Annotated in this window: 21 protein-coding genes and 1 pseudogene; 6 read left to right on the top strand and 16 right to left on the bottom strand. The window is 59.6% G+C overall.

Annotation, left to right across the window (positions count from 1 at the left end):
- Nucleotides 1-158: 158 nt before the first annotated feature.
- Nucleotides 159-893, bottom strand: coding sequence for a bactofilin family protein (locus ACSEXS_RS00830; RefSeq protein ID WP_438431290.1), 735 nt, complete (start codon nucleotides 891-893; stop codon nucleotides 159-161).
- A complete protein-coding gene (locus ACSEXS_RS00825) occupies nucleotides 890-1537 on the bottom strand; it encodes a YhbD family protein (RefSeq protein WP_438431289.1) in 648 nt (215 codons plus the stop codon). The genes ACSEXS_RS00830 and ACSEXS_RS00825 overlap by 4 nt, the downstream gene beginning before the upstream one ends.
- Nucleotides 1538-1677: 140 nt before the next feature.
- Between ACSEXS_RS00825 and ACSEXS_RS00820 the strand changes: the two genes are divergently transcribed.
- A complete protein-coding gene (locus ACSEXS_RS00820; protein WP_438431288.1) occupies nucleotides 1678-2910 on the top strand; it encodes a multidrug effflux MFS transporter in 1233 nt (410 codons plus the stop codon).
- A gap of 122 nt (nucleotides 2911-3032) precedes the next feature.
- Here ACSEXS_RS00820 and mscL read toward each other — a convergent pair whose 3' ends face one another.
- From mscL to ACSEXS_RS00785, 7 genes are all read right to left on the bottom strand, one after another.
- Nucleotides 3033-3434 (bottom strand): large conductance mechanosensitive channel protein MscL, encoded by a 402-nt coding sequence (mscL, locus tag ACSEXS_RS00815; RefSeq protein ID WP_438431287.1) that lies wholly within the window; start codon nucleotides 3432-3434, stop codon nucleotides 3033-3035.
- A 30-nt stretch (nucleotides 3435-3464) separates the two neighbouring features.
- Complete coding sequence (locus ACSEXS_RS00810) at nucleotides 3465-3773, bottom strand: hypothetical protein (protein WP_438431286.1); 309 nt, start codon at nucleotides 3771-3773, stop codon at nucleotides 3465-3467.
- 24 nt (nucleotides 3774-3797) lie between these two features.
- Complete coding sequence (locus ACSEXS_RS00805; protein WP_438431285.1) at nucleotides 3798-4439, bottom strand: ThuA domain-containing protein; 642 nt, start codon at nucleotides 4437-4439, stop codon at nucleotides 3798-3800.
- Between the two features lie 66 nt (nucleotides 4440-4505).
- Nucleotides 4506-5675 carry a cation:proton antiporter gene (locus ACSEXS_RS00800; RefSeq protein ID WP_438431284.1) on the bottom strand — a complete coding sequence of 390 codons (1170 nt, stop codon included), beginning with the start codon at nucleotides 5673-5675 and terminating at the stop codon, nucleotides 4506-4508.
- Nucleotides 5676-5823: 148 nt separating this feature from the next.
- Complete coding sequence (locus ACSEXS_RS00795; protein ID WP_438431283.1) at nucleotides 5824-6105, bottom strand: hypothetical protein; 282 nt, start codon at nucleotides 6103-6105, stop codon at nucleotides 5824-5826.
- A gap of 16 nt (nucleotides 6106-6121) precedes the next feature.
- Complete coding sequence (locus ACSEXS_RS00790) at nucleotides 6122-7531, bottom strand: ArsB/NhaD family transporter (RefSeq protein WP_438433051.1); 1410 nt, start codon at nucleotides 7529-7531, stop codon at nucleotides 6122-6124.
- On the bottom strand, nucleotides 7532-9550 hold the full coding sequence (locus ACSEXS_RS00785) for a hypothetical protein (protein WP_438431282.1): 2019 nt from the start codon (nucleotides 9548-9550) through the stop codon (nucleotides 7532-7534).
- 171 nt (nucleotides 9551-9721) lie between these two features.
- Here ACSEXS_RS00785 and ACSEXS_RS00780 point away from each other — a divergent pair, with 171 nt between their 5' ends.
- Nucleotides 9722-10594, top strand: coding sequence for a helix-turn-helix domain-containing protein (locus tag ACSEXS_RS00780; RefSeq protein ID WP_438431281.1), 873 nt, complete (start codon nucleotides 9722-9724; stop codon nucleotides 10592-10594).
- 22 nt (nucleotides 10595-10616) lie between these two features.
- Here the strand turns inward: ACSEXS_RS00780 and ACSEXS_RS00775 are convergent, their stop codons facing one another.
- From ACSEXS_RS00775 to ACSEXS_RS00745, 7 genes are all read right to left on the bottom strand, one after another.
- Entirely contained in the window at nucleotides 10617-12236 is a 1620-nt protein-coding gene (locus tag ACSEXS_RS00775) for a response regulator transcription factor (protein ID WP_438431280.1), read from the bottom strand.
- A 39-nt stretch (nucleotides 12237-12275) separates the two neighbouring features.
- Complete coding sequence (locus ACSEXS_RS00770; RefSeq protein ID WP_438431279.1) at nucleotides 12276-14015, bottom strand: cache domain-containing sensor histidine kinase; 1740 nt, start codon at nucleotides 14013-14015, stop codon at nucleotides 12276-12278.
- Nucleotides 14016-14117: 102 nt separating this feature from the next.
- Complete coding sequence (locus ACSEXS_RS00765) at nucleotides 14118-14963, bottom strand: carbohydrate ABC transporter permease (RefSeq protein ID WP_438431278.1); 846 nt, start codon at nucleotides 14961-14963, stop codon at nucleotides 14118-14120.
- Nucleotides 14960-15922, bottom strand: coding sequence for a carbohydrate ABC transporter permease (locus ACSEXS_RS00760; protein ID WP_438431277.1), 963 nt, complete (start codon nucleotides 15920-15922; stop codon nucleotides 14960-14962). The genes ACSEXS_RS00765 and ACSEXS_RS00760 overlap by 4 nt, the downstream gene beginning before the upstream one ends.
- An 84-nt stretch (nucleotides 15923-16006) precedes the next feature.
- Nucleotides 16007-17335: an ABC transporter substrate-binding protein gene (locus ACSEXS_RS00755; RefSeq protein ID WP_438431276.1), complete on the bottom strand. Its 1329-nt coding sequence runs from the start codon at nucleotides 17333-17335 to the stop codon at nucleotides 16007-16009.
- Nucleotides 17336-17535: 200 nt separating this feature from the next.
- Nucleotides 17536-18834: an ABC transporter permease gene (locus ACSEXS_RS00750; protein WP_438431275.1), complete on the bottom strand. Its 1299-nt coding sequence runs from the start codon at nucleotides 18832-18834 to the stop codon at nucleotides 17536-17538.
- Nucleotides 18831-19730: an ABC transporter ATP-binding protein gene (locus tag ACSEXS_RS00745; RefSeq protein ID WP_438431274.1), complete on the bottom strand. Its 900-nt coding sequence runs from the start codon at nucleotides 19728-19730 to the stop codon at nucleotides 18831-18833. The genes ACSEXS_RS00750 and ACSEXS_RS00745 overlap by 4 nt, the downstream gene beginning before the upstream one ends.
- Nucleotides 19731-19987: 257 nt before the next feature.
- On the opposite strand from ACSEXS_RS00745, the gene ACSEXS_RS00740 reads away from it, so the two are divergent.
- The 4 genes and pseudogenes from ACSEXS_RS00740 (at nucleotide 19988) to ACSEXS_RS00725 (ending at nucleotide 25851) form a co-directional block, all read left to right on the top strand.
- On the top strand, nucleotides 19988-22315 hold the full coding sequence (locus tag ACSEXS_RS00740; protein WP_438431273.1) for an FAD-dependent oxidoreductase: 2328 nt from the start codon (nucleotides 19988-19990) through the stop codon (nucleotides 22313-22315).
- Nucleotides 22316-22468: 153 nt separating this feature from the next.
- Nucleotides 22469-23346 (top strand): annotated as a pseudogene (locus ACSEXS_RS00735) (ABC transporter permease).
- Nucleotides 23340-24200, top strand: a complete 861-nt coding sequence (locus ACSEXS_RS00730) for a carbohydrate ABC transporter permease (RefSeq protein ID WP_438431272.1) — start codon at nucleotides 23340-23342, stop codon at nucleotides 24198-24200. Before ACSEXS_RS00735 ends, ACSEXS_RS00730 begins: the two are co-directional and overlap by 7 nt.
- Before the next feature lie 91 nt (nucleotides 24201-24291).
- Complete coding sequence (locus tag ACSEXS_RS00725) at nucleotides 24292-25851, top strand: type 2 periplasmic-binding domain-containing protein (protein WP_438431271.1); 1560 nt, start codon at nucleotides 24292-24294, stop codon at nucleotides 25849-25851.
- Nucleotides 25852-25913 lie beyond the last annotated feature (62 nt).

Genomic DNA, 25913 nt, shown 5'->3' with positions numbered 1-25913 from the left:
CCGGGGACGGCGTCTTTTTTGATGCGCGGCTGCGCGGGTTTCCGCTCGCTCAAGTTCGGCTCTTCTGCTTGGCGCCTTGCTCCTTGGCTTCCTGGCCGCTTACGAGTTCAGGCGTTCATGGTTCTGATGGGCCAGGTAACCAGCGCCACTTAAAACTTCTACATTTTTCGCTCTTCGTTAATCTTGGAGTTGGGGTTTCGGTTCAGCTCGGACTTGTATTCCAGCAGACCGATCTCGCAGTCGGGGCCGATGGTGATGCGGTTGCCCCGGACGATGCGCGCCCGGGTGGCTTCCAGCTCCAGCTCATCCCCTTCGATGATATCCGTCGTCAGATGATCCTCCACGCCCAGCAGCCCCTTGACGAACTTGCCGATCGAATTGGCCAAGAGCGGCCGCTTGACCCGGATCAGACCGCCGCCGATCTCCCGGGCTTCCGAAGAACCGGCCAAGACGACGTCGACCGTCTCCGCGTTCAGCAGGCCCTCGACATGAAAGTTTCCCCGGCAGCGAAACTCCTCCGCTTCCAGGTTGCCCTCCACCTTCATGCCGCCGTGGACAACCACCTTCTCGGCCGCCACCGGGCCTGCAAATTTGGCGTCTCCGTCGACTCTCGCGTCTTTGCCGCGGAAGCCTCCTGCAGCCTTCATGCTCCCGCTCACCACCAGCTTGTCGGCTTGGAGGCCGCCCTCGACGCGGGTGCTGCCGCTCACCTTGCATAGCTCCGCCTGCAAATTCCCCTCCACCGTGGAGCTTCCGTTCGCATGGAAGCCCCGACACTGAATGTCGCCGTTTACCCGGCCCGATCCGTTGATCTTGACCTCGGCGTACAAGCCCCCGCTCGCGCTGCCGCTGCCGTTGATGACCAGATTGCCGCCCTGCTCGTTATTCATCATTCGCTTGTCCCTCCCGCTCCCAATTTAAGCTTCAGTTCCTCGCCCGCCGCCGCGACCGATCGGCGCGCCACGATCCGCACGCCTTCCTCGAACCAGACGGCGTCCAGCCCCGCCGACAGAGTCACCGCCGAGACGCCGAGCTTGCGGATCAGGATCACCTCCGCGCCCTGGCCTCCCAGCTTCGGATAATGAGCCTGCAGCAGCCGAATCAGCTGCCGTCCCTCCTCCAGCACCATCTCGCCCCGTTCCAGGAAGCCGTCCAGCAGATACACGAACAGCAACTGCTCGAAGGGCAGCGGCTCGCCGGAGCCTGTCGCCGATGCTTCCTCGTACAGCGCCAGCGCTTCCTTCGAGACGACCCGCCGCCGGACCAGCTCCGCACCGTTCAGCCGCATAGCCGCCGGTTCCGGGGAAAAGACATCCGCCAGCTCATCCAGCGACAAGTCCTCCTTCATATTCATGATCTTGCCGATCCGCTGCAGGATGCGGTCCCGGGGAAAGAAGGTCTCTTGTCCCGTAAACGTCGATTTGCGGATGAACCACTCTTCGGGAATCAGGTTCTTCCGCTTCCACCGGTATAGCTGGCCATAAGAAATTCCCGTACGCTCCAGCAGCTCCTTCTTGGAAATCAGATCGCCCTCCACTGGCACTTCCTCCTCTTAAGAGTATCGTAACATAACACTGTTACGTTGACAATCGACACCTCCTCGCCTGATTTTTATGGTATGATGCTTTTTATAATCTTGTAGCGACCGCGTTAACGCGAGAAAGGACTCATTCCGTTATGTCCGTCCCTGCCGCCGAATCTTCGAGCGTGTCCGATGCCCGCGTCAAGCGGAGCGCCGGCTTCGTCCTGATCATGGGCACCCTGTCCGCCTTCGGACCGCTGTCCTTGGATATGTACCTTCCCGCCCTGCCTGACATCACACAGGACCTCCATACCACCGCTTCGCTCGCCCAGCTCACCATCACCGCCTGCCTGCTCGGCCTGGCTCTCGGCCAGCTTCTCGCCGGTCCCCTCAGCGACAAGCTGGGCCGCCGCAAACCGCTCGTTGTCTCGCTCGCGGTTTACGCCGCCGCTTCCTTCGCCTGTCTGTTCGCTTCGGCGGTGCCGCTCCTGCTCGTCCTGCGCCTCTTGCAGGGGCTCGCCGGTTCGGCCGGCATCGTCATCTCGCGGGCCATGGCCCGCGACCTGTACGCCGGGCACGAGCTGACGAAATTCTTCGCCCTGCTGATGCTGGTCAACGGGACCGCGCCGATTCTCGCTCCCGTCCTCGGCGGCGCGCTGCTCACGTTCGCTCCCTGGCGCGGCGTGTTCCTCGTGCTCGGCCTGGTCGGCATCGTCATGCTGCTGGCCGTGGCCTTCCGCCTGCCCGAGACGCTGCCGGAAGCGCGGCGGACGACGGGCGGCATCGGCGAAACCTTCTCCACCTTCGGTTCGCTCCTGCGCGACAGGCGGTTCATGGGCTACGCCCTGACGCAGGCTGCGACCTCCGCCGCCCTGTTCAGCTATATCTCCGGCTCCTCGTTCGTACTGCAGAACCGCTTCGGCGTGTCGCCGCAGACCTTCAGCCTGCTGTTCGCCTTAAACGGCTTCGGCATGGTCGTGGCCAGCCAGACGACCGGCCGCCTGGCCGGGCGGCTGTCCGCCGAGCGGCTGCTCGGCTCAAGCCTCGGCCTCATTCTCGCCGGGACCGTCGGCGTGCTCGCGGCCATTCTCGCCGACGCCAGGCTCCCGTTCCTGCTCGTGCCGCTGTTCTTAGCCGTCGCCTCGATCGGCGGCGTCAACATCACCTGCACCTCGCTCGCGCTGCAGAACCAGAAGCGGCATGCCGGCAGCGCCTCCGCCGTCCTCGGCCTGCTGCCGTACCTGGCCGGCGCGGCCGCTTCCCCGCTCGTCGGCGTGGCCGGCGAGAATTCGGCGCTGCCGATGGGCCTGCTCATGGCGGGCGCGGCCCTGTGCGCCGTGCTGTTCTGCGCGTTCATGACCCGCCCGGCCCGCCGATCGATCCGTTGATCGGCCCGCCGCGCCGGTGTACGCGCATGCCAAAGACGCCGCCCGACCCTTCCGGACAGTCCGGGGGCCGGGCGGCGTCTTTATATCCTATCCCGCCGGGGCATTCCGCCCGGCGGTTCCGGTCACTCCTGCGAGCGTTCCTTCCGCGATTCCTTCAGCAAATCGCGGATATCCGTCAGCAGGAGCTCCTCGCGCGACGGAACGACCGGTTCCGCCGGCTTGGGAGCCTCTTCGCCCTTGCGCTTCAGCCGGGTCAGCAGCTTCACGAACAGGAAGATCGAGAAGGCGATGATGAAGAAATCCAGCGTGTTCTGCAGGAATTGACCGTACTTGATTTCCGATTTTCCATACTTGACCATCAGCTTGGTGAAATCGTAGCCGCCGAGCAGGATGCCGATGAGCGGCATAATCAGATCCTGAACCAGGGAGCTCACGATCTTGCCGAACGCGCCGCCGATGATGACGCCGACGGCCAGATCCAACACATTTCCTTTAAGCGCGAAAGCTTTGAATTCCTTCCACATGAACCAATCCCCCCGTCCGTTAAGAAAGCTTCAAGAAAACAACCTCAGCTGCACGACCGCAAACGTGACAAGGAATGCCGAGAGGGCGGCGATCAGCAGCCCTCCTCCATAGAAGAGAATGCGTCTCTTCCCCGTGACGTCCCGCAGCAGGAAGGCGTTCGCCAGAAGCCAAATCATCGTATACATGACCGCCATGACGGCGGCTGCAAGCTGCCCCTTGCGGGTCGGCGGGCCCATGAAGCCCTGCAGGCCGATTGCCGTGAAGACAAAGACAAACCCGCCCGGCGCGCCGATCAGCAGATTGATGGCGACCCACCAACCCTTGCGTCGATTAGCCACGAATACTCCCCCTCCGTTTTGGGATCAGATCCGTTTTGCCGCCCACTGGGCTCCCCGGCGAATCCAGTCCTGGACTTCCTTCACCTGAAAGGAGGGAAGATGATGTCCCGGCATGACGTACACGACCCGGCCCAGCCCGTAACCGTGGGCCCAAGCCGCCGGCCAAAGCTGTCCGTCCTGCTCATACTCGGCCAGCACCGTCGATTCGTAATGGGGATAGCGGTCGAACCGGTACGGCTCTTCCCCGAGGGTAAAGCCCGCAAGCCCTTGGACGACGGGATGCTCCGCCGCCTCCGGCGCGATCCGGATCGGCAGATCCGTGAATTCCGGGTGGTGGGTAAAGTACCCGCCGATCAGCGCAGCCAGTTCATGGCGGCGCTGCAGGGAGATGCCGTTATGAATCGCCAGGAGCCCTCCCCCGCGGGCAACGAAGGAGACGAGCGCGGCCGCCGCTTCGTCGGACAGCTCGACACCGTCAAATTCCGTGTAAGAGATAAACAGGTCGTACCCGCTCAGCGTCTTGTCGTTCAGGACGCCGTAATCGTCGGTGCAGTCGACCGCGAAATCGTCCGCCAGCACCTGCTCCAGCACCTTATCCACCCCGGTAAAGGGATGATAAGGGGCTCCTTCGTAAGTTCCAAGCGCCAGCGCTTTCTTGATGGCCATGGGGCACTCTCCTCCGCTTCATTCACTTAGGCTTGCTCCGGTAATTCCTCTCAACGTCTCTCTCCTTCACTTTACCCGTTCCCCCCGTTTCCGTAAAGACACGCCTTCCCCTTGCCGTCCGAAAAACACCTTGAGCAGCAGCGGCGAAATCAGGGTGGTCGCCAAGACCACGACGACGAGCACGGTCATCCACTCTCCGCCGAGCAGCCCGGCTTCCTCGCCGATCGCCGCCAGGATGAGCGCCACCTCTCCCCGCGAGACCATGGCCGAGCCGATCCCAAGCGAGCTCTGCCAGCCGAAGCCCGCCAGCCGGGCGCCGAGGGCCGCTCCCGCCAGCTTGCCGGCGACCGCCAGCAGGGTCAGGCCCGCGATCAGACCAAGTTGCGCAGATAGGCCCGCGAAGCTCACCTTGACCCCGATCATCGTGAAGAAAACCGGTACGAAGATCGAATACCCGATCGTCTCCGTCTTCTCCGCCGCCTCGTGGCGGAAGGGCGTGAGGCTGATGAAGAGTCCCGCCAGGTAAGCGCCGATAATCGCCGCCACGCCCGCGGACTCGGCGGCATAGGCGAAGCCGAAGCAGAGGATCAGCGCGGCCGAGATGACCGTCTCGCTGACCCGGAGGGCGGCAAACCGCTTCATCAGCCAGGGGACGAGCTTGAGTCCCGCGGCGATCGCGACGGCGAAGAAGGCCACCTTCTTCACAAGAACCGCGCCGATCTGGACGTCTCCGCCCGACAGGCTCATAACGAAGGCCAGCGCCACGATCACCGCGACGTCGTCGATGACGGCCGCGCCCAGGATGGTCGCGCCCTCCTTGGATTTTAACCGGCCCAGCTCCTTCAGGGACTGCACCGGGATGCTCACGCTGGTCGCCGACAGAAGCAGACCGAGAAACACGGCTTGCAGGGTCGGCAGGTTAAGCCAGAGTCCGGCGCCCCAGCCGGTGAGGAACGGCAGTAGGATGCCCGCCGTTCCCACGAAGGCGGAGGATTTGGCGGAGCGCTTGAATTCGTCCGCATCCGTTTCCAGCCCGGCCAGGAACATCAGCAGGATCACACCGATCTGGCTGATTTCCTCCAGAATCTCCGTTTCTTGAATCCAGCCGAACACCGCCGGACCGAGCACAATCCCGACGAGCAGCTTGCCCAGCACGGCGGGCTGGCGAAGCTTTACGGAGAGGTCTCCGGCCAACTTGGATGCGGCAAGGATAAGGGCAAGGTCAAAAATCAACATGGGCAATTCCTCCTTCAAGTAGTCGTTGGACAAAAAAGAGCCTGCTGCCAATGAATGCCGGTAAATAGACACGGCACTCCCTTGGCGACAGACTCCTCCACTTACTTTTTGCTTATGAGGTTATATAGGCGGCCTCGAGTCCCTTTCGTTAGTCTGCCCACTCCAGCCGGATTAGCAGGCGGGCCTTGAACAATTCGGCCAGGAACGGAACGACTTGATCTCTTCGCACGATGACCCGATATTCCGAACCGGGGTATTTGTAGAACAGCACATCGGTCAAATCCCGGTTCCGTTCAAAGTAATGCTCCACCTTTTGCAGACATTCGGCATACGGCGCGGTCTCGTGAAACCGGATGACAAATTCGGTGCCCGTCTCGTCCTGCGTTTCCGCGATCTCAAGCAGCCGGGAATCGTACTCGTAGCGAACCATGGAAGCTCCTCCTTTTCTACATCAGGTAACGCAAATAGAGATAGACGCTCGCCATAGCGACCGACAGCAGCATCAGCGGGAACCCGATCTTCAGATAGTCCAGGAACCGGATCGGATACCCCTCCTTGCCCGAAAGGCCCGCAGTAATCAGATTCGCGCTCGCGCCGATCAGCGTCCCGTTGCCGCCGAGGCAGGCCCCGAGCGCGAGGCTCCACCAGAGCGGCTCCAGGTTCGAGACGCCCATCTGCCCCATCTCCTGAATGAGCGGGATCATCGTGGCGACGAACGGGATGTTATCCAGGAATGCGGAGGCGAGCGCGCTCAGCCAGAGGATCAGCATGGAGGACGCCAGCGGATCGCCCCCCGTCCAGTCGATTGCCTTCTCCGCCAACTGGGCGATGACCCCGGTCTCCACCAGGCTCGAGACGAGCACGAACAGTCCGACGAAGAAGAAGAGCGTCGGCCATTCCACTCGGGTGAAGGCCTCCTCCATGACCCGCTCTCCCGTCATGAGCAGCAGCAGGAACGCCCCCGTCAGCGCGACGGTCGCCGACTCCAGGTGCAGCGCCTGGTGCAGGAAGAACCCCACCAGGGTGAGACCCAGCACGGACAAGCATTGGATGAGCAGCTTTCGGTCGGTGATGATCCCCGACGTGTCCATCTTGAGCAGGTTTTGCTTCAGTTCCGGGGTCGTTTGAATCTTCTTGCGGAACAAGAGGACGAAGATCGGCAGGAACGCGAGCATGATCAGCACGACAATGGGGGCGAGGTTCGTCAGGAACGAGACGAAGGTAAGCTCCGGGACGGCGCTGCCGATCATGATGTTCGGCGGGTCGCCGATCAGCGTCGCCGTACCGCCGATGTTCGCGGCCAGAATCTGCGTCATGAGAAAAGGTACCGGATTCACCTTGAGCTGGCGGGTGATGCTGAAGGTGACCGGCACGATCAGCAGCACGGTCGTGACGTTGTCGAGAAAGGCGGAGCCGACCGCGGTGATCAGGCTGAGCGCGATCAGGATGCGGATCGGCTCTCCCTTCGCCCGTTTGGCCGCCCAGACGGCGATGTATTTGAACACCCCGGTCTCGGCGGTCACGCTGACGATGATCATCATGCCGATCAACAGGCCGAGCGTGTTGAAGTCGATGTGATGGATTGCCGTCTCCTGGCTTACGATGCCGAGGACCAGCACCAGCGCCGCCCCGAGCATCGCCACGACGGTGCGGTGAATTTTCTCGGAAATGATGAGGGCGTAGGTCACCGCAAAGATGACGATGGCCCCGTAAGCTTGAACGTTCATAATGGCCTCCTCCTGCATGGTCGCCGAATCGTCCGACTGCCCCGGCGACGCGTTTCGCTTCTGGTATGCCCAAAAAAACGCAAAAAGAGCCCGCTGGTGGCAGGCTCCTCCGGTCGAATCGTATGGGATTTATTCGTTCATTATACCGGAATCGGCGGCCGCCCGCAATCCCTCGCGCTCATGAGCGTCCCAGTAGTCGCCGACCAAGCCCTCGATCACGCTGCCCCCCGCCCAGGGCATCAGGCAGAACCAGGTGCTGGCCGGTGTTCCGTCGCTGTATTTCTCGGTGACCAGACCTTCCGAGTGGCAGAACCGCTCCGACATCCAGCCTGTTTTGCCGTGGTCGAATTCCCGGTCAAACCGGTTGTACGTCTGGCAGCCCCAGCCGACGGTATCCTGCATCCGCTGCCGGATATAGGGATCGTTCCGCTGCCGCACGTAATAGAGCAGTTCATCCACGAGGTTGCTGGACATCGGATGAATATGCGGATTGGCCACGGAGGTGACGCTGCCCCCGCAGCTGGACCAGCCGACGGTGCTCAGCGGAGGCACCTTAACCGGCGAGTTGTACCCAAATTTGAAGCTGAACTCGTAGCCCAGGGCATCCCTCATATGATCCAGATAGAGGTCGTCTCCGGTCAGGGCGTGCAGGAACCGGACGGCTTTGATATACGCCAGAATCCCTTCCGAATCGGGAGCCTTGTCGGCATCGAGCGGCGCTCCGTAGCATTCCATCCGCTTCACATAGGTCTGATAATAATGCCGTTCGCTGCGCCTAAGGCTGTCCAGCCGGGTCTTGTCGCCCGTCAGCCAGCTGTAGTAGGCCAACGCGGCCAAGCACCACGCGCCGCTGAAGGAATCGTACTCGAGGCCGGCTCCGGTTCGCTCGGACAGGATGGCGGGGTATTCTTCATCCGAGTTTTTGGTTTTTTCCAGCCGGAGGAGCACTCGCTCCACGAACTCCATCCACTCCTCATGGACGACAGCCTTGCATCTTTTTTCAAACTCATAGGCCTTCAGGATATAAAACAGCGCTTGCCCGCACAGATAAGCGGAATGCCCCGGCGTCCGCATCCCGTCGAACCACCAGCCGCGAATGCTCCACTTCCCGTCTTGATAAGCCTCGTACGGAAGCCCGGAAGCCGGGTTCAGGGAATGCTCGACTATGTTCGTGATGCAGGTGAGCGCCTGCTGCCGCATCGGTTCATCGCCGAGCCGCAGGGCGGCCATAAGCACCGGCGTCGCTACGGTTAACCCGTCCGTCCAGCTGATGGACAGGATCTTGTTGTAGCGGTAGCCTCCCGTCCCGGGGTCCTCATAGACAAACGTGGAATAACTCTTGTCTTCGGGAAGCCAGGCATAGCGGCTGATCGCCCCGGCCAAATCGGACGCCGCAGTTTGGATATTGCTTCCCTTCCGGGGAGGCTGGTGATAGCGGAAGTAGATTTCCTCCACCGCCTCGTTGATCCCGAGCTCCGATTCCGCTTCGTAGTCATATACATCGAGGGCGACCATGACCGATTCGGACGCCGCCAGTTCGAAGCCATTATCACCCAAGGGGGCCCGCTCCTTCACCAGACGCGACTTGATGAACAGCAGCGGCGCATTTTCATAGCCCAGCGTATACCCGACCGTGCCGTTCGCAAGCGAGCAGCTGTAGCCACCGTATTGATAGAATTCTTCTTCCGCCGCCGGATTCCACTGCTGGATGACGCCATCCTTGCGGATAAAATAGGGGCTGGCACACAGCCCGTAAACTTTGCCGTTGTCGTAGGCAAATGCCGCCGGATGAGACAGCCGGTCGCTTCGCACCATCCACCACGGGGAGGACGGACGCGAGGGATTCCCCTCCCGGAGCCGCGGAAATTCGTTCGGAACATTCTGCGGAGCCTCTCCGCGGTTGCGCCCATACAGGAAGGCCGGCAGGAAAAAGCGCGGATGGACTTGGGCAAACGGCAGTTCGATGTGAATCACGCCCGACCAGGCTTCGCTGCCTTCATTGGTAATCCCGATTCGGACCCGGAAGGGGTCCCTGGGACGACCGGTGCCTGTCGCTGCCTCTACCGCTGCGCTGAGGCCCTGCTCCTTCAGCGCTTTGTATTCCGTATCCTCCTGTGCCCTGCTTCTGGCCGTTATCAACAGATTCATGGTCTCCTCCGATCCGCGCTTTCCTATAAAGCGCTTGCCTGATGAAGCTCGATTTGCTATTTCTTTTGTTGCGTCTATATAGGATAATGACATTTTAGTAGAGTTCTCAAGACAAATCCTTGCACATTCCGCCAAGTTTATTGCGCGAACGGATCGGGAGGCCGGCTTCAGATGATCGAACCTTTTGAGCTTCGCTATGATCCCATCGGAAGGGATTTTCTCTACCTGCATCGAACGACGACGAACAACGCAGGCACCTTCTATCACCGGCACGAGGCTTACGAGCTGTACTTGTTTCTTCGCGGCAACGTCAACTTCTACATTGAGACGACCTGCTACCATCTGGAGCCCGGCGACTTCATTGTGCTCCAACCGGAAGAAATGCACCGTTCTTACAGCTTGGACGAGACGGACTATGAGCGGATTACGCTGAATCTTCAAAAGTCTTACCTGCAGCGGCTGTCCACTGCCGCCACGCCTCTCTCCGAATGCCTGGATGCCCGCCCGAAGGGAAGGGGAAACATCGTTCATCTGAACGAAAGCCAGTTGAAGTCCTTCCTTCAATCCGCCTTGGCTCTGGAGGAAGCTCTCGCGTCCGAAGCGTATGGGTCGGATGTCATGGCCAACTGCCACATCGCTCAATTGTTGGTTCTCACAAATTCCTTCTTCCAACAGGCCCGCTTCGCTCCTGCGGATATCATGCCGGAGCTGGTGCGCCGAACAATGGATTACATCGGCTCGCATCTCACGGAGGAGATTACGCTTGAGCGTCTCGCCGCCGAATTTTACTTAAATGGGACTTCCATCAGCCGCCAGTTCAAGAAGCATACGGGACTTACCCTGCGTTCCTATATCCTGGACTGCCGCATTGCCATGGCCAAATCCTATCTTGGCGAAGGTCTCAGCATCACGGAAGCCTGCTATCAATCCGGATTTAACGACTACGCCAACTTTATTCGCAGTTTCACCAAGCTCGTCGGCCTTTCTCCCGGGGCGTTTGCCAAGAAAAAAGCAGGCCTTCCCCAAGGAAAGCCTGCCCGATAAACACCGGCGCGGCGGACTGTGATCATTTAATCAGCTCCGTCGGATTCATTCCGGTAATCTTCTTGAACAGCGTGCTGAAGTAAGGAATATTCTTGTAGCCGACGCGTTCTGCGACCTCATAAACCAGCATGTTCCTCTCCAGGAGCAGTTCGCGCGCCTTCTCGATTCTCACCCGGGTCAAATACGTGTTGAACGATTCGCCGGTCACATTCTTGAAAATTATCGAGAGGTGATTCCGCGAGATAAACACCTTCTCCGAGAGCTCGGCAAGCGTAAGCTCCTCGGCGTAATGCTCATGAATATACCCGGTCATATATTCGACGACCTGCCGGTGCTTGCCGTTTCCCTTCCATTGCCGGCTGCGGCAAAGCTCGGTTATTTTGCCCTTCAGCCAGCCTGCCAGTTGCTCCGGCACCAACAGGCTGCCGATTTCTCTGGCAATCCGGTCGCTCGTAAACCACTCGTCCAGCAGCATGCCCGTTTCATAGAGCGAGTAGGCGATGATGCCCCACAGCTCGCTCGCCAGCATCTGCACATAGGCGGGCGAAATTCCCTTATGCTGCTTCAACACAGCCATATATTCCTGCACAAGCTGATGCGCTTCGGCTTCCTGCGAGGATTTCATCGCGCTGGCCAGCCGGTAGGAGAGCTTCACCGGAAAAGGAACGACGCTCTCCGGTTGGCTTCCCCGCTCCTCCCGATACAGGTAGACCTCGTAGGCCGCGTCGGCCTTTGCCGCCCTCTGGTCGATGGCGCGAAACGCTTCTTCCGTCGAATCGGAGATCTTCGTCCATTCGGCCTTAAGGCCGCCAATTCCGATTCGCGCGGCCAGCTTCAGATAGCTGCCGATGCTGTCGGCCAGGCGGATTCCCAGTTCCTCCAGTCGCTTCTCCAGTTCCCTCCCTTCATCCTCCGGCTGCGGATGAAGAATCAGCAAGGACCGGGTGCTGTGGAGCTCGGTGTATTCCACATCCGGAAAGGGCTTGCGGGCGACCTCGCAGGCGATATTGCTGACCGCAAAGCGAAACAGGTTCCAATCGGAGACGGATAGACAGCCCGCCCGCTCGTCGCGGAGAAGGTCGATGCCAACCGTCAGATGGCTGCGCTCCCGCCAATACCGGTAGGGCGGCGGAAGGTGGCTATCCTCGCGGTAGGCCGGGTCGAGGGTGCCGATCGCCGCAGAGCGCACCCATTCCTTCTCGATGAAGGGCTCGAACAGCGACATTTTCAGCTCCAGCTCGCCCTGCCGCTTTCGCTTGTCCTCTTCCTCGGCAAGTTCTTGAATCACCTTGGTCAAGATCGCGGTGAGCGTAGGGATGCTGATCGGCTTGGAGACATAGTCGCTGACCTGAAACCGGAGCGCCTGCCTCGCGTGCTCAAAATCCGAATACCCGCTCAAGATGATGATTTTGCCCGGGAACCCATCCTTGCGCAGCTGCTCCATCATCTCCAGGCCGTTCATCACCGGCATATAGATATCCGTAATCACGATATCCGGACAGGCGGACCGGATCATCTCCAGCCCGTCCGCTCCGTTCATCGCTTCGCCTGCCCATTCCGCCTCCAGCTCCTCCCAAGGAATGGCCCGTTTCATCCCCTGCAGCACCTGGCGCTCATCGTCTACGATGGCAATTTTCCACATCAATATCCCCCTCCTGCGTCCGCCAAGCAGCGCGGCCTTTTACCTTTCCGACATGGAAGGAGGCGCCGTCAGCAGGGGCAGACCAATCTCGACCCTCGTCCCGCCCTCTTCCCGCTCCATCAGCACCACGTCGTAAGCCTCTCCGAAATAACCGGCGATTCGCTCCTTCACGTTGCGTACGCCGTATCCTCCGGTATGGCGTTTCGGTTGCCGGTCTTCCTGCGGCTTCAGACCGGTTCCGTTGTCTTCGATAATCACCCGCAGTCCCTCCCCGTCCCGCTGCATGCGGACGACAATTTGACCGCATGGCCGCTTGTTGAAGCCGTGGACAATGGAATTCTCGACGAACGGCTGCAGGATAAGCTTTGGAATGAAATACTCATGCAGCTCCGGGTCGGCCTCAATCCGGTAGTCCAGGCCATCGCCCCAGCGCAGCTGCTGAATCTCCAAATAGCATTGGACATGCTTGAGCTCATCCGCAATCGGGATAAAGCTGTTGCCGTTGGACAAGCCAATCCGGAACATCTGTCCCATCAACTCCAGAATGCGGCTGAGCTCCTTCTGGCCGGCGTCGATCGCCATCCAGTTCAATTGATCCAGCATGTTATAGAGAAAATGCGGATTGATATTGGCCTGAAGCGCCTCGATCTCGGCCTTTCTCTGCTGTTCGTGACGGCGTTCCAGCGACAGGTAAAGCTCCTCGATCCGCTCGTTCTGTTTGCGGTAGCCGGCGAACAGATAGCCAAATTCATTCTGGTAATCGGTCGGCAGCTCGGGTTTGGTCCCGCCGACCGAATACAGGCGCATCGCGGTAACGAGCTGCTTGATGGGCTTGGTGAATTGTTTGCTGAGCCCGAGGGTCAAGAGCAGGACCAGAAGCACGGCGGCGATCCCGATCAGACCGATCCATTCCGCCAGTTGCAAGCTGCTTGACGTGATTCGGTTCCACGAGGTGAACTCGATCAGCGTCCAGTTGGAATTGTCCAGCCGGGAATAGACCAGCAGGGTATTGGCGGATTTGTCGGGCCCCTTGATATGGACATAGCCCGACTTGCCGTTTTGTTGGTGAATCCACTCCGACCACTCGTTCTGGTCCAGCGGTTCACCGATCTTCATGATCCGATCCCCTTCGACATTGGCCAGGATTCGGTTGGAGCTGTGGGAATTGCCGGTCAGCAGCTTGCGGATTTCGTTCGCCTTGATGTGAATCACGAGGACGCCCAGATAGTCATCGTCGTAGACGATCTTCCGGGCGAAGCTGAGCACCGGAACTGTTCCCTGGAAGCTGGGGAAGGAATACTCCTTCGACCAGCAGAAATCATTCTTTTCCAGGCAGGCGGAGAACTCCTGGTTGTCGAGCGTCCCGAAGTCCCGGAATTGAATGTAATTCTGCCGCTCGCTCGGGGTGGGATTGTTCATATAAAGATCGATTCCCTGAATCAAGGGAATCGCGAAGGTGAGATTGGACAGGGCGCTTTCCACGTTCCCCCGCCTGCGGTGCCGTTCGAATTCATCCTGCCGGTTCTGCAGAAAGCTCGTTAACTCGCTGTCGCGGGAACTGGATAGGGAAATCTGCTCGATCATATCCAAACGGGTCGTAATCTCATTGTTCAGCTCATCCAGGAGCTGCTGCTGGTAGTAAGAGGTCGTCCGGACGAGCGCCTTCGACGAATTGCTGTAGCTCGTCCAGGCCGTAACGGCGATCACCACAATGAGAAAGCCGGCATAGCCGTGAAAGAACAGGCGGTCGATCCTGAATTTCTTAAACGGATTGGTCAAAAGCCCCAGCCTTCCTTTCCTGCCGATTCAAGCGAAATAACGGTAAAACGGCGAAGGAAAATTCGACGTTTTACCGCTATGGGACGGAGTTTTGCCTCCATCTTATCCTTTAATCCCCGTAGTCGCAATCCCCTCGACGAAGTACTTCTGCAGGAAGGTGAAGATCACCGTGGCCGGAACGACGGAAACCAGCGACATGGCGAGCAGTTGGCCCCACTCCTGCGCCGACTGGGAATCGTTGATCATCCTAAGGGCCAGGCCGACCGTATACTTCTCGACCGTGTTCAGGTACAGCAGATGACCGAGAAAATCGTCCCAATTCCACAGGAAGCAGAAGATCATGACCGTGATGATCGCCGGAATCGTCAGCGGAATCACGACCCGCCAGTAGATGCCGAACCAGGAGCACCCGTCGATTTTGGCCGATTCGTCGAGCTCCCTGGGAATGCCGCGGATAAATTGAATCAGCAGGAAGACGAAGAAGGTTCCGCCCGCCCCGCCGGCCAGCATGTGGGGAACGATAAACGGCAGATACGTGTTCACCCAACCCAGTTTATAGAACAGGGCGTATTGCGGAATGATCAGCACCTGGCCCGGCATCATCAGCGTCAGCATCAGGATGGAGAACCAGAACCCCTTCAGCGGGAAGTCAAGCCGCGCAAAGCCGAAGGCCACCAGGGTGCAGGAGACGAGCGTCGCTGCAATGACGGCGAGTTCCAATCCGAAGGTGTTCAGGTAAAAGTCCGTAAACGTATGCCCCGGGATGGAGTGCCAGCCTTTTACATAGTTGCTCCACTGCGGGACGGCCGGAAAAATCCCCGGGGACCCGAGCTCGGTGCTGCGCTTCAGGGAGGACCCGACCCACCAGAGAACCGGGTACAGCATGATGAAGCTGAACAGGATCATGAACGTGTGTCGGATTACCGGCTTCCATGGCTTCCGCGTCATCTCCGTTTCCCCCCTCCCGAATCGGTTTCGTAGAACACCCAGTACTTGGAGGTATACGAAATCAGAACCGTGGCCGCCACGATCATGACCAGCATGATCCAGGCCAGCGCCGAGGCATACCCCAGCTCATACCGGCTGAATGCCCGTTCATACAAGTACAAGGCATAGACGTACGTGGAATTCATCGGCCCGCCGTTCGTAATGACGAAGGCGGCGGTGAACATCTGGAAGGCGCCGATGACCGCCATGATTAAGTTGAAGTAGAGGATCGGCGATAGCATCGGCAGGGTAATCTTGAAGAATTGGGTTACCCGGTTGGCCCCGTCGACGGCGGACGCTTCGTACAGATCGTTCGGAATCTGCTTCAACCCCGCCAGAAAGATAACCATGGTCGAGCCAAACTGCCAGACCGTCAGCAGGATCAGCGTACCGAGCGCCGTGTCCGGATTGGTGATCCAGCCCTTCCCTTCAAATCCGAAGAACCCGATGATCTTGTTGAAGATCCCGTCCACGCCGAAAATGTTGCGCCACAGCAGGGATACCCCGATACTGCCGCCGATCAGCGAAGGGAAGTAAATCGCCGTCCGGTAGAAGCTGATCCCTCGTACCGCTTTGCTTAAGATCATCGCAACCAGCAGAGCGGCGATGAGCTTCAGAGGAACGGAGGCCAGTACATACGTGAAGGTTACCCTTACGGAAGCGATGAATTTCGGGTCCGCCGTAAAGATGCGCTCATAGTTGCGGGTTCCGGTCCACTCGATGGGTTTCATTAAGGTATAGTCCGTAAAAGAGTAATACAGCGACAGGAACAACGGATAAGCCGTGAGCGCGAGAAATCCGATCAGCCACGGCGAAATAAACAGATAGCCCGTAAGCGAAGCTCCCCATCTGCCTCGACGGGAGGACCTTATCTTCGGCTTCGCGGCGGCCGGGGGCAGGGCAGCGGTCGTTCGGTTCATGGCGGTCACCTCTTGAGGTTCAGTGTGGGATGGACGAAGTGCAAAGGAGCGGTAGCCACCGCTCCCTTGGGCACTATGGATGAATTATTTTTCGTACGATTGCGCGGCTTCCTTCAGTTGATCGAAGGCTTGCTCCGGCGTCACCTTCTCGAACATCAGCTGGTCGCGGACCAGCACCCAGTCCTTGTCGATAAAGTTCGTCCAGCCGCCTGCTCCGGCCGACCATTTCTGGCCATCCGGCTCCGTGGCGCGAAGAAGTCCCAAGCCAACCTTATCCAAGTCGCTCATGCTCTTTTCCAGTGAAGAGGCAATCTCCTTGTTGGCCGGCAACCCGCGGAAGGTCTGCAGGATGTTCGCCGCTTCCTGGCTATTGACGAACCAGTTGACGAATTTTTTGGCTTCTTCGGCATGCTTGGAGTTCTTGGTCACCGCCAGGAACATCGACGGCTTCAGCCATCCGCCGGCTTGCTCGGCCCGCGGCATCGTGACCAAGGCGTAAGCCCCCGGTTTGATGCTGTCCCAGGTCCCCAGGTTATTGGAGAAGCTGTAGCGCATGAGTACTTTGCCTGCGGCCAGCAGGTCCATTTGCGGATCGTTTTCCTTATCGGATGCGTTCACGTCCGCAGGCGGAACCAGCCCTTCCTTGCGAAGCTCCTGGAACTTCTTGGTCCATTCCAGGAAGGTGGCTTGATCGACGTTGAAGTGGCCGTCATCCGTAATCACCTGACCCTTGCCCTTGGCGTATTGGTAAGCCGAGTAGACAAAGTAGTTGCCGCCGTAATCCAGGGAAAAGTATTGGCCCTTCGGCAGCTTGGCTTTGGATTCCTTGGCCAACGCGAAGAAATCGTCCCAGGTCCAGCCGTTCTGCGGATTCTTGATGCCGAGCTTATCCATCGCTGCCTTGTCGTAGACCATTCCGAAAGCGACGGACCCGAGCGGAACGGCGTACTGCTTGCCGTCAAGCTGGCCGCCGGACAGCAATTTCTCGTCGAATTTGCTTACGTCCACTTCAGGGGCAAGCTCCGCCAATTGGCCGCGGGACATCCAATCCGGCATCCAGCCCGGATCGAGCTGAACGACATCGGGTGCGTTTTTGGCCGCAGCCTGGGTCGATAATTTATCCAAATAGCCATCCATCCCGGAATACTCCGGCTCAAACGTCACATTGGGGTTGTTCTTGGTGTACAAATCCAGTGCGGCCAAGGTGGCTTCATGGCGCGGCTGAGAGCCCCACCACATGATGCGCAGCTTGACGGGCTCGTTGCTGGGCGCCTTCGTTTCCGCTGCCGAAGTGCCCGTCGGTTTTACCGACGAGTCGGCATCTTTGGCTCCTCCGTTTCCGCCGCATGCGGCCAAGGTTCCCACCAATGCCGTCATGGCCAAAACCGAGAGAGAACGCTTCCATCTCAACATCTTAAACCCTCCTACTTTGAACTCCCTATTGTCTACCCCGTTATCGTATCATCCCGGAAATGCCGTTCCTATGAGAGCGATGCACGATTTATTTTAAAATCTCACGGAAATGCGGAAAGCGAAGCTCGACGCAAACAAAAAAAGCGCCTGAATGGATATCCCACTCAGACGCGAGTATGGTTTGGATTCGAGTGCGTTCCTTACAGCTTATACGCCTTCATCGCCTTGCGGATTTCCTTGATCGACGGCCGCTTGCCGTACATCAGCACGCCGGTGCGGTAGATCTTCGCCGACAGCCAGCCGAAGAACAGGATGGCGGCGACGAGCAGCGCGAGCGACAGCCCGATCTCCCACCCCGGGACGCCGGACAGCATGCCGATCCGCAGGAACATGACGTTCGGCGTGAAGAACGGGATGAACGACGCCACGCGGATGAAGGTGCCGGACGGCGCGTTGATGCCGTACAGGCCGATGTAGAAGGCTGCGAGCGACAGGATCGTGACCGGCATGATCGCCTGCCCGAGCTCCTCGGTGCGGCTGACGATCGAGCCCATCGCCGCATAGAGAATCACGTAGAGGAAGAAGCCGAGCAGGTAGAACAGCACGAAGTAGACGTACAGGCTTGCCGGGACACTGCCGAAATCGAGGTTATTCTCGGCGAAGAAGTCTTGGTTGTTCGGCAGGTTCAGGCTGCCCACCGCCACGAGGATGAACACGGCCATTTGCACGACGCCGAGCAGGAACATGCCGAAGACCTTGCCGAACATCTGCTTGAGCGGCGAGACGCTGGTGATGAGCACCTCCATCACGCGCGAGCTCTTCTCCGCCGTAATTTCGGAGGCGGTCATGTTGCCGTACATGGACAGCGCCATGAACAGCAGCACCATGAGCGCGTAGACCAGGATGTATGACACGAGTTGCTCCGAGGGCGTCTTGCCCTCCGAGGCATGGTCGGTTCCCGTGCCGCCGGAATTGATCTGCAGCCGCTCCAGCACGACCGGGGCGTTCAGGAGCGCGATCTGCTCCTCCGTCAGCTTCAGCTCCTTGACGGTCTGCTTCAGCTTGACCGTCTGCAGCGCCGCCTCCAGCTTGGTGCTGGTGCCGGTCTGGGTGAAGGTGCCCTTGGACAGATAGCGGAAGCTCGGAAACGTCCCTTCCGCCCCGGGCTTCGCGACGAGGAAGCCGCTGACCTCGCCGTTCTCCACGGCGGTCTGGGCGAAGGCTTCATTGGCGGCGGCAGAGCCCTTGTCGGGGTACTCGACCAGCGACAGCTTGTCTTTTTCCTGGCTGCCCACCACTTCCTTCAGAAGCGGGGCAAGCTCGCCGTCGGCGAATACGCCGACCTTGGTCGTCTTCCCTTCGGAGAAATGGGCAACGATGCTCGGCGCATTCACGCCCGCGGCGATCAGCAGGGCGAAGATAATCGTGACCGAGATGAACGATTTCGACCGGATGCGGTTCAGGAACGTAAAGCGAAGAACGGTCCAGAAGCCTCTCATTCGCCATCCCCCACTTTCTTGATAAAGATCTCGGTGAGCGTCGGCTCCAGAATCTGAAACCGGTGGACGTCCGCCTCCGCCATCGCGGCTTGCAGGATCTGCTGGGCGGCCGAAGGTTCGGACACCCGCAGCTCGTAGCGGGACTCCTCGGCCTTGACCACGGCAACGCCCGGCAGCCGGTCGAGCCCCGTCACCGGCACCGATGTTTCCAGGAGCACCCGCTCCTTCGGATAGGAGGCCTTGATGTCGCGCAGGCTTCCCTTCAGCACCGTATTCGACTTATGTAAGATGCAGATATTCCGGCACAGCTCTTCCACATGGTCCATCCGGTGGCTGGAGAACAGGATGGTCTTCCCCTGCTCGCGCAGCTCCAGCACGGTCGCCTTCAGCAGCTCGACATTGACCGGGTCGAGACCGCTGAACGCTTCGTCCAGCACGAGGATATCCGGATTGTGGATGACGGCGGCGATGAACTGAATCTTTTGCTGGTTGCCCTTCGACAGCTCCTCGACCTTCTTGCCGTAATACTCCGGCACCTCGAACTTGTCCAACCAGCCCTTCAGCGCCTTGTCCGCCGCCGCCCGCGGGACGCCGCGGAGCTCGGCCAGATACAGAATCTGGTCGCTGACCTTGATCTTCGGGTAGAGTCCGCGCTCTTCGGGCAGGTAGCCCAGCTTGCCGATCAGTTCCTTCGAATACGGTTTGCCGTGATACAGAATCCGGCCCTCGTCCGGGTAGATGAGCCCCAGTACCATGCGCATGGTCGTCGTTTTTCCCGCTCCGTTTCCCCCGAGCAGACCAAAGATTTCGCCGCGCTCCACATTCAGGCTTATTCCGCTGACGGCCGTCTTGTCGCCGTAGCGCTTGGTGACTCCCTCCAGCTGCAAAACACTCATTCGGTTCCCTCCCCTGTCGATATCCGGTCTATACGCGCTTCGTCTTGAAAAAGATTCATAAAACGTTCCATTCTCATGGTAACGGATTGGGAATCACCTGCCAACCTTCTCCGCCGAAAAAAGAGAGGGACAAGGCCCCCGTCGCTCAAAAAAAGATAAATTTGTTCTACTAAGTGGTCAAATCTGTTCCTCCCTCCTTTCCGGCGCTCCCGCTATACTGACAGGGAAGCCCTATACAAGGAGGCACAAGAGAACTTATGAAGCACATCACAGAGCGGTATGACATCGCCGTATGCGGCGGCGGACTGGCGGGATTCTGCGCGGCGGTCGCCGCGGCCCGCCACGGAGCGAGCGTCTGCCTCATTCAGGACCGGCCCGTTTTCGGCGGCAACAGCTCCTCCGAGGTTCGCGTCACGCCCCACGGCGCTGCCGCCTTTCATCCCTATGCCCGGGAAACCGGTATCATTTCCGAGCTGCTGATCGAGGAGCGGGCCCTGAACCATGAGGTCATCCTGGAGAATGGCTGGACCAACAGCGTCTGGGACATGGTTATGTACGACATGGCGGTGAATACGCCCAATCTGGCCATCCGGTTGAATACAAGCGTTCAGGAGGTGGAAAAAGCCGACGACCGGACCATCCGGAGCGTTACCGGCATCGTCGCGAACGGCGAAACCCGCATCCGCTTCGAAGCGGACACCTTCATCGATTGCACCGGCGACGGCCTCGTGGCCGATCTGGCCGGATGCGAATGGCGGATGGGCTGCGAGGGCCGGGACGAATTCGGAGAGCCGCACGCGCCCCTCACGGCCAACAACAACGTCATGGGCAACTCGATTCACTTCAAGGCCAAGGACATGGGCCGGCCGGTTCCCTTTCACGCGCCGGACTGGGCCATCAAATACGACGATGCCAGCTTCTTCTATAACCAGGGGCGCAAGCCCTACGACATCCGCGGCGGCTATTGGTGGCTGGAGATCGGCATGCCCTGGCATACGATCTACGATGCGGAGCTCATCCGCCACGAGTTAACCCGCCACACCCTCGGCGTATGGGACTGGATCAAGAACAAGGACCCCGAGACCAAGGAGCTTGCCGCCAACTATGCGCTCGATTGGGTAGGACAAGTCCCCGGCAAGCGGGAAAGCCGCCGGGTCATGGGTCAGTACCTCATGACCGAACACGACATCACGCAGCTGACCGTCTTTCCCGACGAGATTGCGTTCGGCGGCTGGTTTCTCGACCTGCACACGCCGGGCGGACTGCTTGCGGCGAGCAGCGAGCCGGAAGCCGCCAACGACTACAATGCCAAGGAAGGCGCCCAGAAGTACTGCGGCCCCTATGGGATTCCCTATCGTTCCTGCGTGTCGAAGGATATGGACAACCTGCTGCTCGCCGGGCGCAACATCAGCGTGACCCACGCTGCGCTCGGAACCGTGCGCGTGCAGGGCACAACGGCCCTGCTCGGCCAAGCGGTAGGCACGGCTGCCGCGCTCGCCCGCAAGAGCGGCCTGCCCCTCGCCGCCTACGGCGGCGGCACCGAAGCGGAGACGCTGAAGCAGACGCTGCTGCGCGACGGCTGCTTCCTGCCCAATGCGGTCAACGGCGATCCCGCCGACTTGGCCCGCTCCGCCTCCGTCTCCGCGAGCAGCGAAGCGTTGCTCTTCGGCGCGGAACCGGCTGAGCCGAAGCCGAATGACCCGACTGCCCTGGTAGGCTGGGGCGAAACCCGGCCGCAGAAGCCGGTCGAGCCGGACCCCCACGCCGGATGGGAGTGGGATCGGCTCCGGGATGTCAAAACCCAATGGATCGGCCTGGGATGCGGCGAGCTGAACACGATCAGCGTCTGTTTAACCAATACCGGCGACAGCACGGAGACGCTCCGGGTACGGCTCATGCCCACCGAGCACATCTGGGATTACCGCCTCGAGACCGGCGAGCCGATCGCCGAAGGCACGCTTGAGGTGCCTCCGGGCGAGAAGCAATGGATCGCCTGGTCCCCCGCCCTTACCGGACTTGCCGCCAATCGCTATGTCCGGCTCGATCTTCTGCCGAACGAGCAAGTGATCTGGCATTCCACCGGCACCATCGTGCCCGGCCATCCCTTCGCCTACAGCATCACGGAGGATCGGCTGCGGGGCGGCTGGAACACGCGGAGCTTCCGCATCGATCCGCCGCAGCCCTGCTACGGAGCCGCCCATGCGGTGAGCGGCGCGACCCGGCCGCACCGCAAGACCAACCTGTGGCGCTCCGATCCGGCACAGCCGCTGCCGCAGTGGCTGGAGCTCGGCTGGTCCGAGCCGCAGCGGATCGCTTCGGTGGAGCTGGTCTTTCCCGGCCATCTGATACGCGAATATCACGACTACCCGCCATTCTATCGCGATCCCCAGTGCCCGAAGGATTACCAGATCGAAGGCTGGATCGACGGCCAATGGACCGTCCTGCACCGGGAGAGCGGCAATTACCAGCAGAAGCGCGTGCATGCGCTGGACGCAGCCGTGCTCGCCTCGAAGCTGCGCGTTGTCATAACCGCCACGAACGGCGACCCGGCCGCCGCCGTCTACGAGATTCGCTGCTACGGGTAAACCCATCGCTGCTCCTATCCGCTTGCTTCCCTACCGCAGGCGAGTTTCACACACAGGAGGTGAAAGGCCTTGGATGAACCAACCGCTGCTCTTGAGGCGACAGCCTCTCCGAAGCAAGCGAAAGCGGTCAGCTGGTACCGGGAAATCTGGCGGATGCGCACCCTCTATCTGATGCTGCTGCCCGGAATCGCCTATTACATCATCTATAAATATGTGCCCATGTACGGCGTACTCATCGCCTTCAAGGATTACGACATTCTGGGAGGCATCCTGAAGAGTCCCTGGGCCGATCCCTGGTATAAGCACTTCAAATTCTTTTTCGATTCGCCCTACTTCACGCAGCTCATCACCAACACGTTCTTGATCAGCTTCTACAAGCTGCTCTGGGGCATGATCCCGGCGATCTTCGTCGCGATCCTGCTCCAGGAGGGGCGCGTGATGTGGCTCAACCGGATCGTTCAGACGCTGAGCTACATGCCCCACTTCCTGTCGTGGGTGATCATCTACGGCATCTGCATCGCCTTCCTCTCCGAGACCTCCGGTCTCGTCAACCGATTGGCGGTGGACAGCGGCCACGCCGCGATCCCGTTCCTGACCTCCACGGAGCTGTTCCGCAGCGTTCTCGTCGGCACCGACGTCTGGAAGGACATGGGCTGGGGAGCCATCGTCTACCTGGCAGCCATGTCCGGCATCGATCCGACGCTCTACGAGGCGGCGCGGATCGACGGAGCGGGCCGGCTGCGCCGGATCTGGCATATCACGCTGCCGGCATTCGCACCGTGATCATGCTGATGCTGATCCTGAAGCTCGGTTCGATCATGGATGCCGGCTTCGAGCAGATCTACATCATGTACAACATTCAGGTCTATCCCGTCGCCGACGTCATCGATACCTGGGTTTACCGGGTCGGTCTGGAGCAGATGAATTTCAGCCTGGCCACCGCCGTGGGCTTGTTCAAATCGCTGATCGGCCTGACGCTGGTCTACTTGTCCAATCTGCTCGGCCGAAGGTGGGGTGGCAGCTTATGGTGAACCGCGGCTCGGAGCGCTATTTCGATATCCTGATCTATTGCTTCCTGATCCTCATCGCCGTCGTCGCCGTCTTTCCCCTGTTGTACGTGTTCTCCGTCTCGCTGACCCCGTACAGCGAAGTGCTGAGGAACGGCGGCTTCGTGGTCATCCCGCACAAGATTACCTTCGAGGCATACCGGCTTCTCTTCGGCATGGAGTCCATTCCCCGGGCATTCGGGGTAACGGCCTTCGTCACGGTGGTCGGAACGGCAGTTAACCTCATCCTGTCCGTGCTGCTGGCCTTTCCCTTAAGCCGCAAAAAACTGAAGGGCCGCGGGCTGTTCATTTTCCTGATCGTGTTCAGCATGATGTTCAGCGGCGGACTCATCCCCACCTACCTGGTGGTCAAAGGAACCGGCATCCTCAACACCATCTGGGCGATGATCATCCCCGGAGCGGTCTCGACCTTCAACGTTCTGGTGGCCAAAACCTTCTTCGAAGGTCTTCCGGAGGAACTGTACGAATCGGCGCACATCGACGGAGCGGGCGAATTTACCATCCTGACCCGCATCGCTCTGCCGCTCTCTATTCCAGTGCTGCTGACCGTCGGCCTGTTCTACATGGTCGGCAATTGGAACGTGTTCTTCCCCGCCGTCTTCTACGTGACGGACACCGACCTGAATCCGCTGCAGGTGATCGTCCGCGGCCTGCTGATGTCCGCCGAATCGGCGGAAAGCAACGTCGATGCCACACTGCCGACCAACACGCTGCGCATGGCTTCGGTGGTGGTCGCCTGCTTGCCTGTCATCGCGATCTACCCCTTCGTACAGAAGCACCTAACGAAGGGAATGCTGATCGGAGCCCTGAAGGGCTGACGAACGTTTGAATCCGGGGCCGGCTCTCGCATTCCGGCCCCGGCTCAATAGAGAACTTCCTAACTATTCAACTACAGAGGGGATGTAGCGAATGAACAACAAGCAAGCCAAGAAGTGGGCCGCCACCGCCATGAGCGTCACGCTGATCACGGCCACGATCCTGACCGGCTGCGGCAAATCGGCATCCGACAGCGGGGCTTCGGCCGATCCGGCGGCAAGCGGTGCCTCTGCCAAGCCGGGCTCCGCTTCGGCGAAGGCGATGCCGATCGAGATCATGGAAGTCGGCTGGTCCGTTACGAACACCTTGCCGAAGCCGGCTGACGATTTCGTCAAGCAAGGACTCGACAAAGCGTTGAACACCGACATCAAGCTGACCCTGTCCGCAACGCCCGAAGAGATGATTCAGAAGCTGAACGTGCGCGCCGCCGGCGGCGACTTGCCGGATGTGATCGAATTCAAGGACAAGACTCAGTATGAGGAATACGCCAAGAAGAACCTGCTCCTCGATCTGACGCCGTATATGGACAAGCTGGCCGACGTCAAGTCTGCCATCGGCGACCAGACGTTTGAGCGCTCCAAGGTCAATGGCAAGATCTATGCAGTGTCCAAGAATCCCACCGCCTATTACCCCTTCTTCTGGATTCGCAAGGACTGGCTGGATCATCTGGGCCTGCCCGTTCCGAAGACGCTCGATGAAGTGGTCGAGGTTTCGAAAGCGTTTACCGAGAAAGATCCCGACGGCAACAACAAGAAGGATACCTTCGGAATCACCGGACAGCTGGGCATGCTGAGCAGCGTCGTTACCAACCTGCACGGAACGGCGGACAACTTCTATTTGAAGGACGGCAAAATGGTCCATGGCCTCTATGAGCCGGAGATGAAGGCGGCCATCAGCTACATGAACAAGCTGCTCGCCACCGGATCGGTCGACCCGGAAATCGCCAGCAACAAGCCGGAAAACGCCAAAGACAAAGCGTTCCAGGGCAAGGCGGGCATCTTCGTCGGCGACTGGTCGCTGATTATGAAGAACGAGGAAAAACAGAAATGGAAGGCAGCCAACCCGAACGCCGATTGGGTGATGGTCAGCGACTTGACCGGCCCCGGCGGCAGCATGGTCGGCCAGAACGACACCGCAGTCACCAGCGGCTTTGTAACCATTTCGAAGGCTGCAGCCAAGGATGAAACCAAGCTGAACAAGATTCTGGAAATGCTGAATTACATGGCGAAGGGCGACGGCTCGCTCTTGGTCCAATTCGGAGTGAAAGATACCCACTTCACGCTCGGAGCCGACGGCAAAGCCGTCCTTACCGACAAATCTCCCGAAGCCGCCTATACCTATGTGTATCAACTGGCCGGCCGACCGGAAAAGGATTACCTCAGCACCAAATTCCCCGAGCAGAAGCCGTATATCGAAGCCAACGATGCGGCCAAGCTGATCGAAATCTTCGGCGGCTACATCACGCTTCCCGCCGGCTACAATTCAGCCGACGCCGAGCGCTTCAAGCAGGAGGAGCTGCTGAAATTCTATTACGGCAAGAACAAGCTGGAGAGCTTTGACGCCTTCCTGAAGAAGCTGGACACCACCTTCCAATATAAGACCTATCGGGACAGCGCCATGTCCCAGTTGAAAGAACTCGGGTTCGCCCCGTAACACACAAGCTGCATCTGGCCGGCACCGCTTTAAGCGGGCGCCGGCTTTGTGGCTCCGTGTTA

This window comes from Gorillibacterium terrae (genome assembly GCF_051594785.1).
Classification (GTDB): Bacteria; Bacillota; Bacilli; order Paenibacillales; family NBRC-103111; genus Gorillibacterium.
Note: the sequence above shows the minus strand (reverse complement) of the source record. Positions and strands in the feature narration are given on the sequence as shown.

Excerpts from the sequence above, each read along its gene's own strand:
- ACSEXS_RS00830 (WP_438431290.1), bottom strand. The coding sequence starts at position 893 with ATGATGAATAACGAGCAGGGCGGCAATCTGGTCATCAACGGCAGCGGC.
- ACSEXS_RS00820 (WP_438431288.1), top strand. The coding sequence starts at position 1,678 with ATGTCCGTCCCTGCCGCCGAATCTTCGAGCGTGTCCGATGCCCGCGTC.
- mscL (WP_438431287.1), bottom strand. The coding sequence starts at position 3,434 with ATGTGGAAGGAATTCAAAGCTTTCGCGCTTAAAGGAAATGTGTTGGAT.
- ACSEXS_RS00805 (WP_438431285.1), bottom strand. The coding sequence starts at position 4,439 with ATGGCCATCAAGAAAGCGCTGGCGCTTGGAACTTACGAAGGAGCCCCT.
- ACSEXS_RS00800 (WP_438431284.1), bottom strand. The coding sequence starts at position 5,675 with ATGTTGATTTTTGACCTTGCCCTTATCCTTGCCGCATCCAAGTTGGCC.
- ACSEXS_RS00795 (WP_438431283.1), bottom strand. The coding sequence starts at position 6,105 with ATGGTTCGCTACGAGTACGATTCCCGGCTGCTTGAGATCGCGGAAACG.
- ACSEXS_RS00785 (WP_438431282.1), bottom strand. The coding sequence starts at position 9,550 with ATGAATCTGTTGATAACGGCCAGAAGCAGGGCACAGGAGGATACGGAA.
- ACSEXS_RS00780 (WP_438431281.1), top strand. The coding sequence starts at position 9,722 with ATGATCGAACCTTTTGAGCTTCGCTATGATCCCATCGGAAGGGATTTT.
- ACSEXS_RS00775 (WP_438431280.1), bottom strand. The coding sequence starts at position 12,236 with ATGTGGAAAATTGCCATCGTAGACGATGAGCGCCAGGTGCTGCAGGGG.
- ACSEXS_RS00765 (WP_438431278.1), bottom strand. The coding sequence starts at position 14,963 with ATGACGCGGAAGCCATGGAAGCCGGTAATCCGACACACGTTCATGATC.
- ACSEXS_RS00760 (WP_438431277.1), bottom strand. The coding sequence starts at position 15,922 with ATGAACCGAACGACCGCTGCCCTGCCCCCGGCCGCCGCGAAGCCGAAG.
- ACSEXS_RS00755 (WP_438431276.1), bottom strand. The coding sequence starts at position 17,335 with ATGTTGAGATGGAAGCGTTCTCTCTCGGTTTTGGCCATGACGGCATTG.
- ACSEXS_RS00750 (WP_438431275.1), bottom strand. The coding sequence starts at position 18,834 with ATGAGAGGCTTCTGGACCGTTCTTCGCTTTACGTTCCTGAACCGCATC.
- ACSEXS_RS00745 (WP_438431274.1), bottom strand. The coding sequence starts at position 19,730 with ATGAGTGTTTTGCAGCTGGAGGGAGTCACCAAGCGCTACGGCGACAAG.
- ACSEXS_RS00740 (WP_438431273.1), top strand. The coding sequence starts at position 19,988 with ATGAAGCACATCACAGAGCGGTATGACATCGCCGTATGCGGCGGCGGA.
- ACSEXS_RS00730 (WP_438431272.1), top strand. The coding sequence starts at position 23,340 with ATGGTGAACCGCGGCTCGGAGCGCTATTTCGATATCCTGATCTATTGC.
- ACSEXS_RS00725 (WP_438431271.1), top strand. The coding sequence starts at position 24,292 with ATGAACAACAAGCAAGCCAAGAAGTGGGCCGCCACCGCCATGAGCGTC.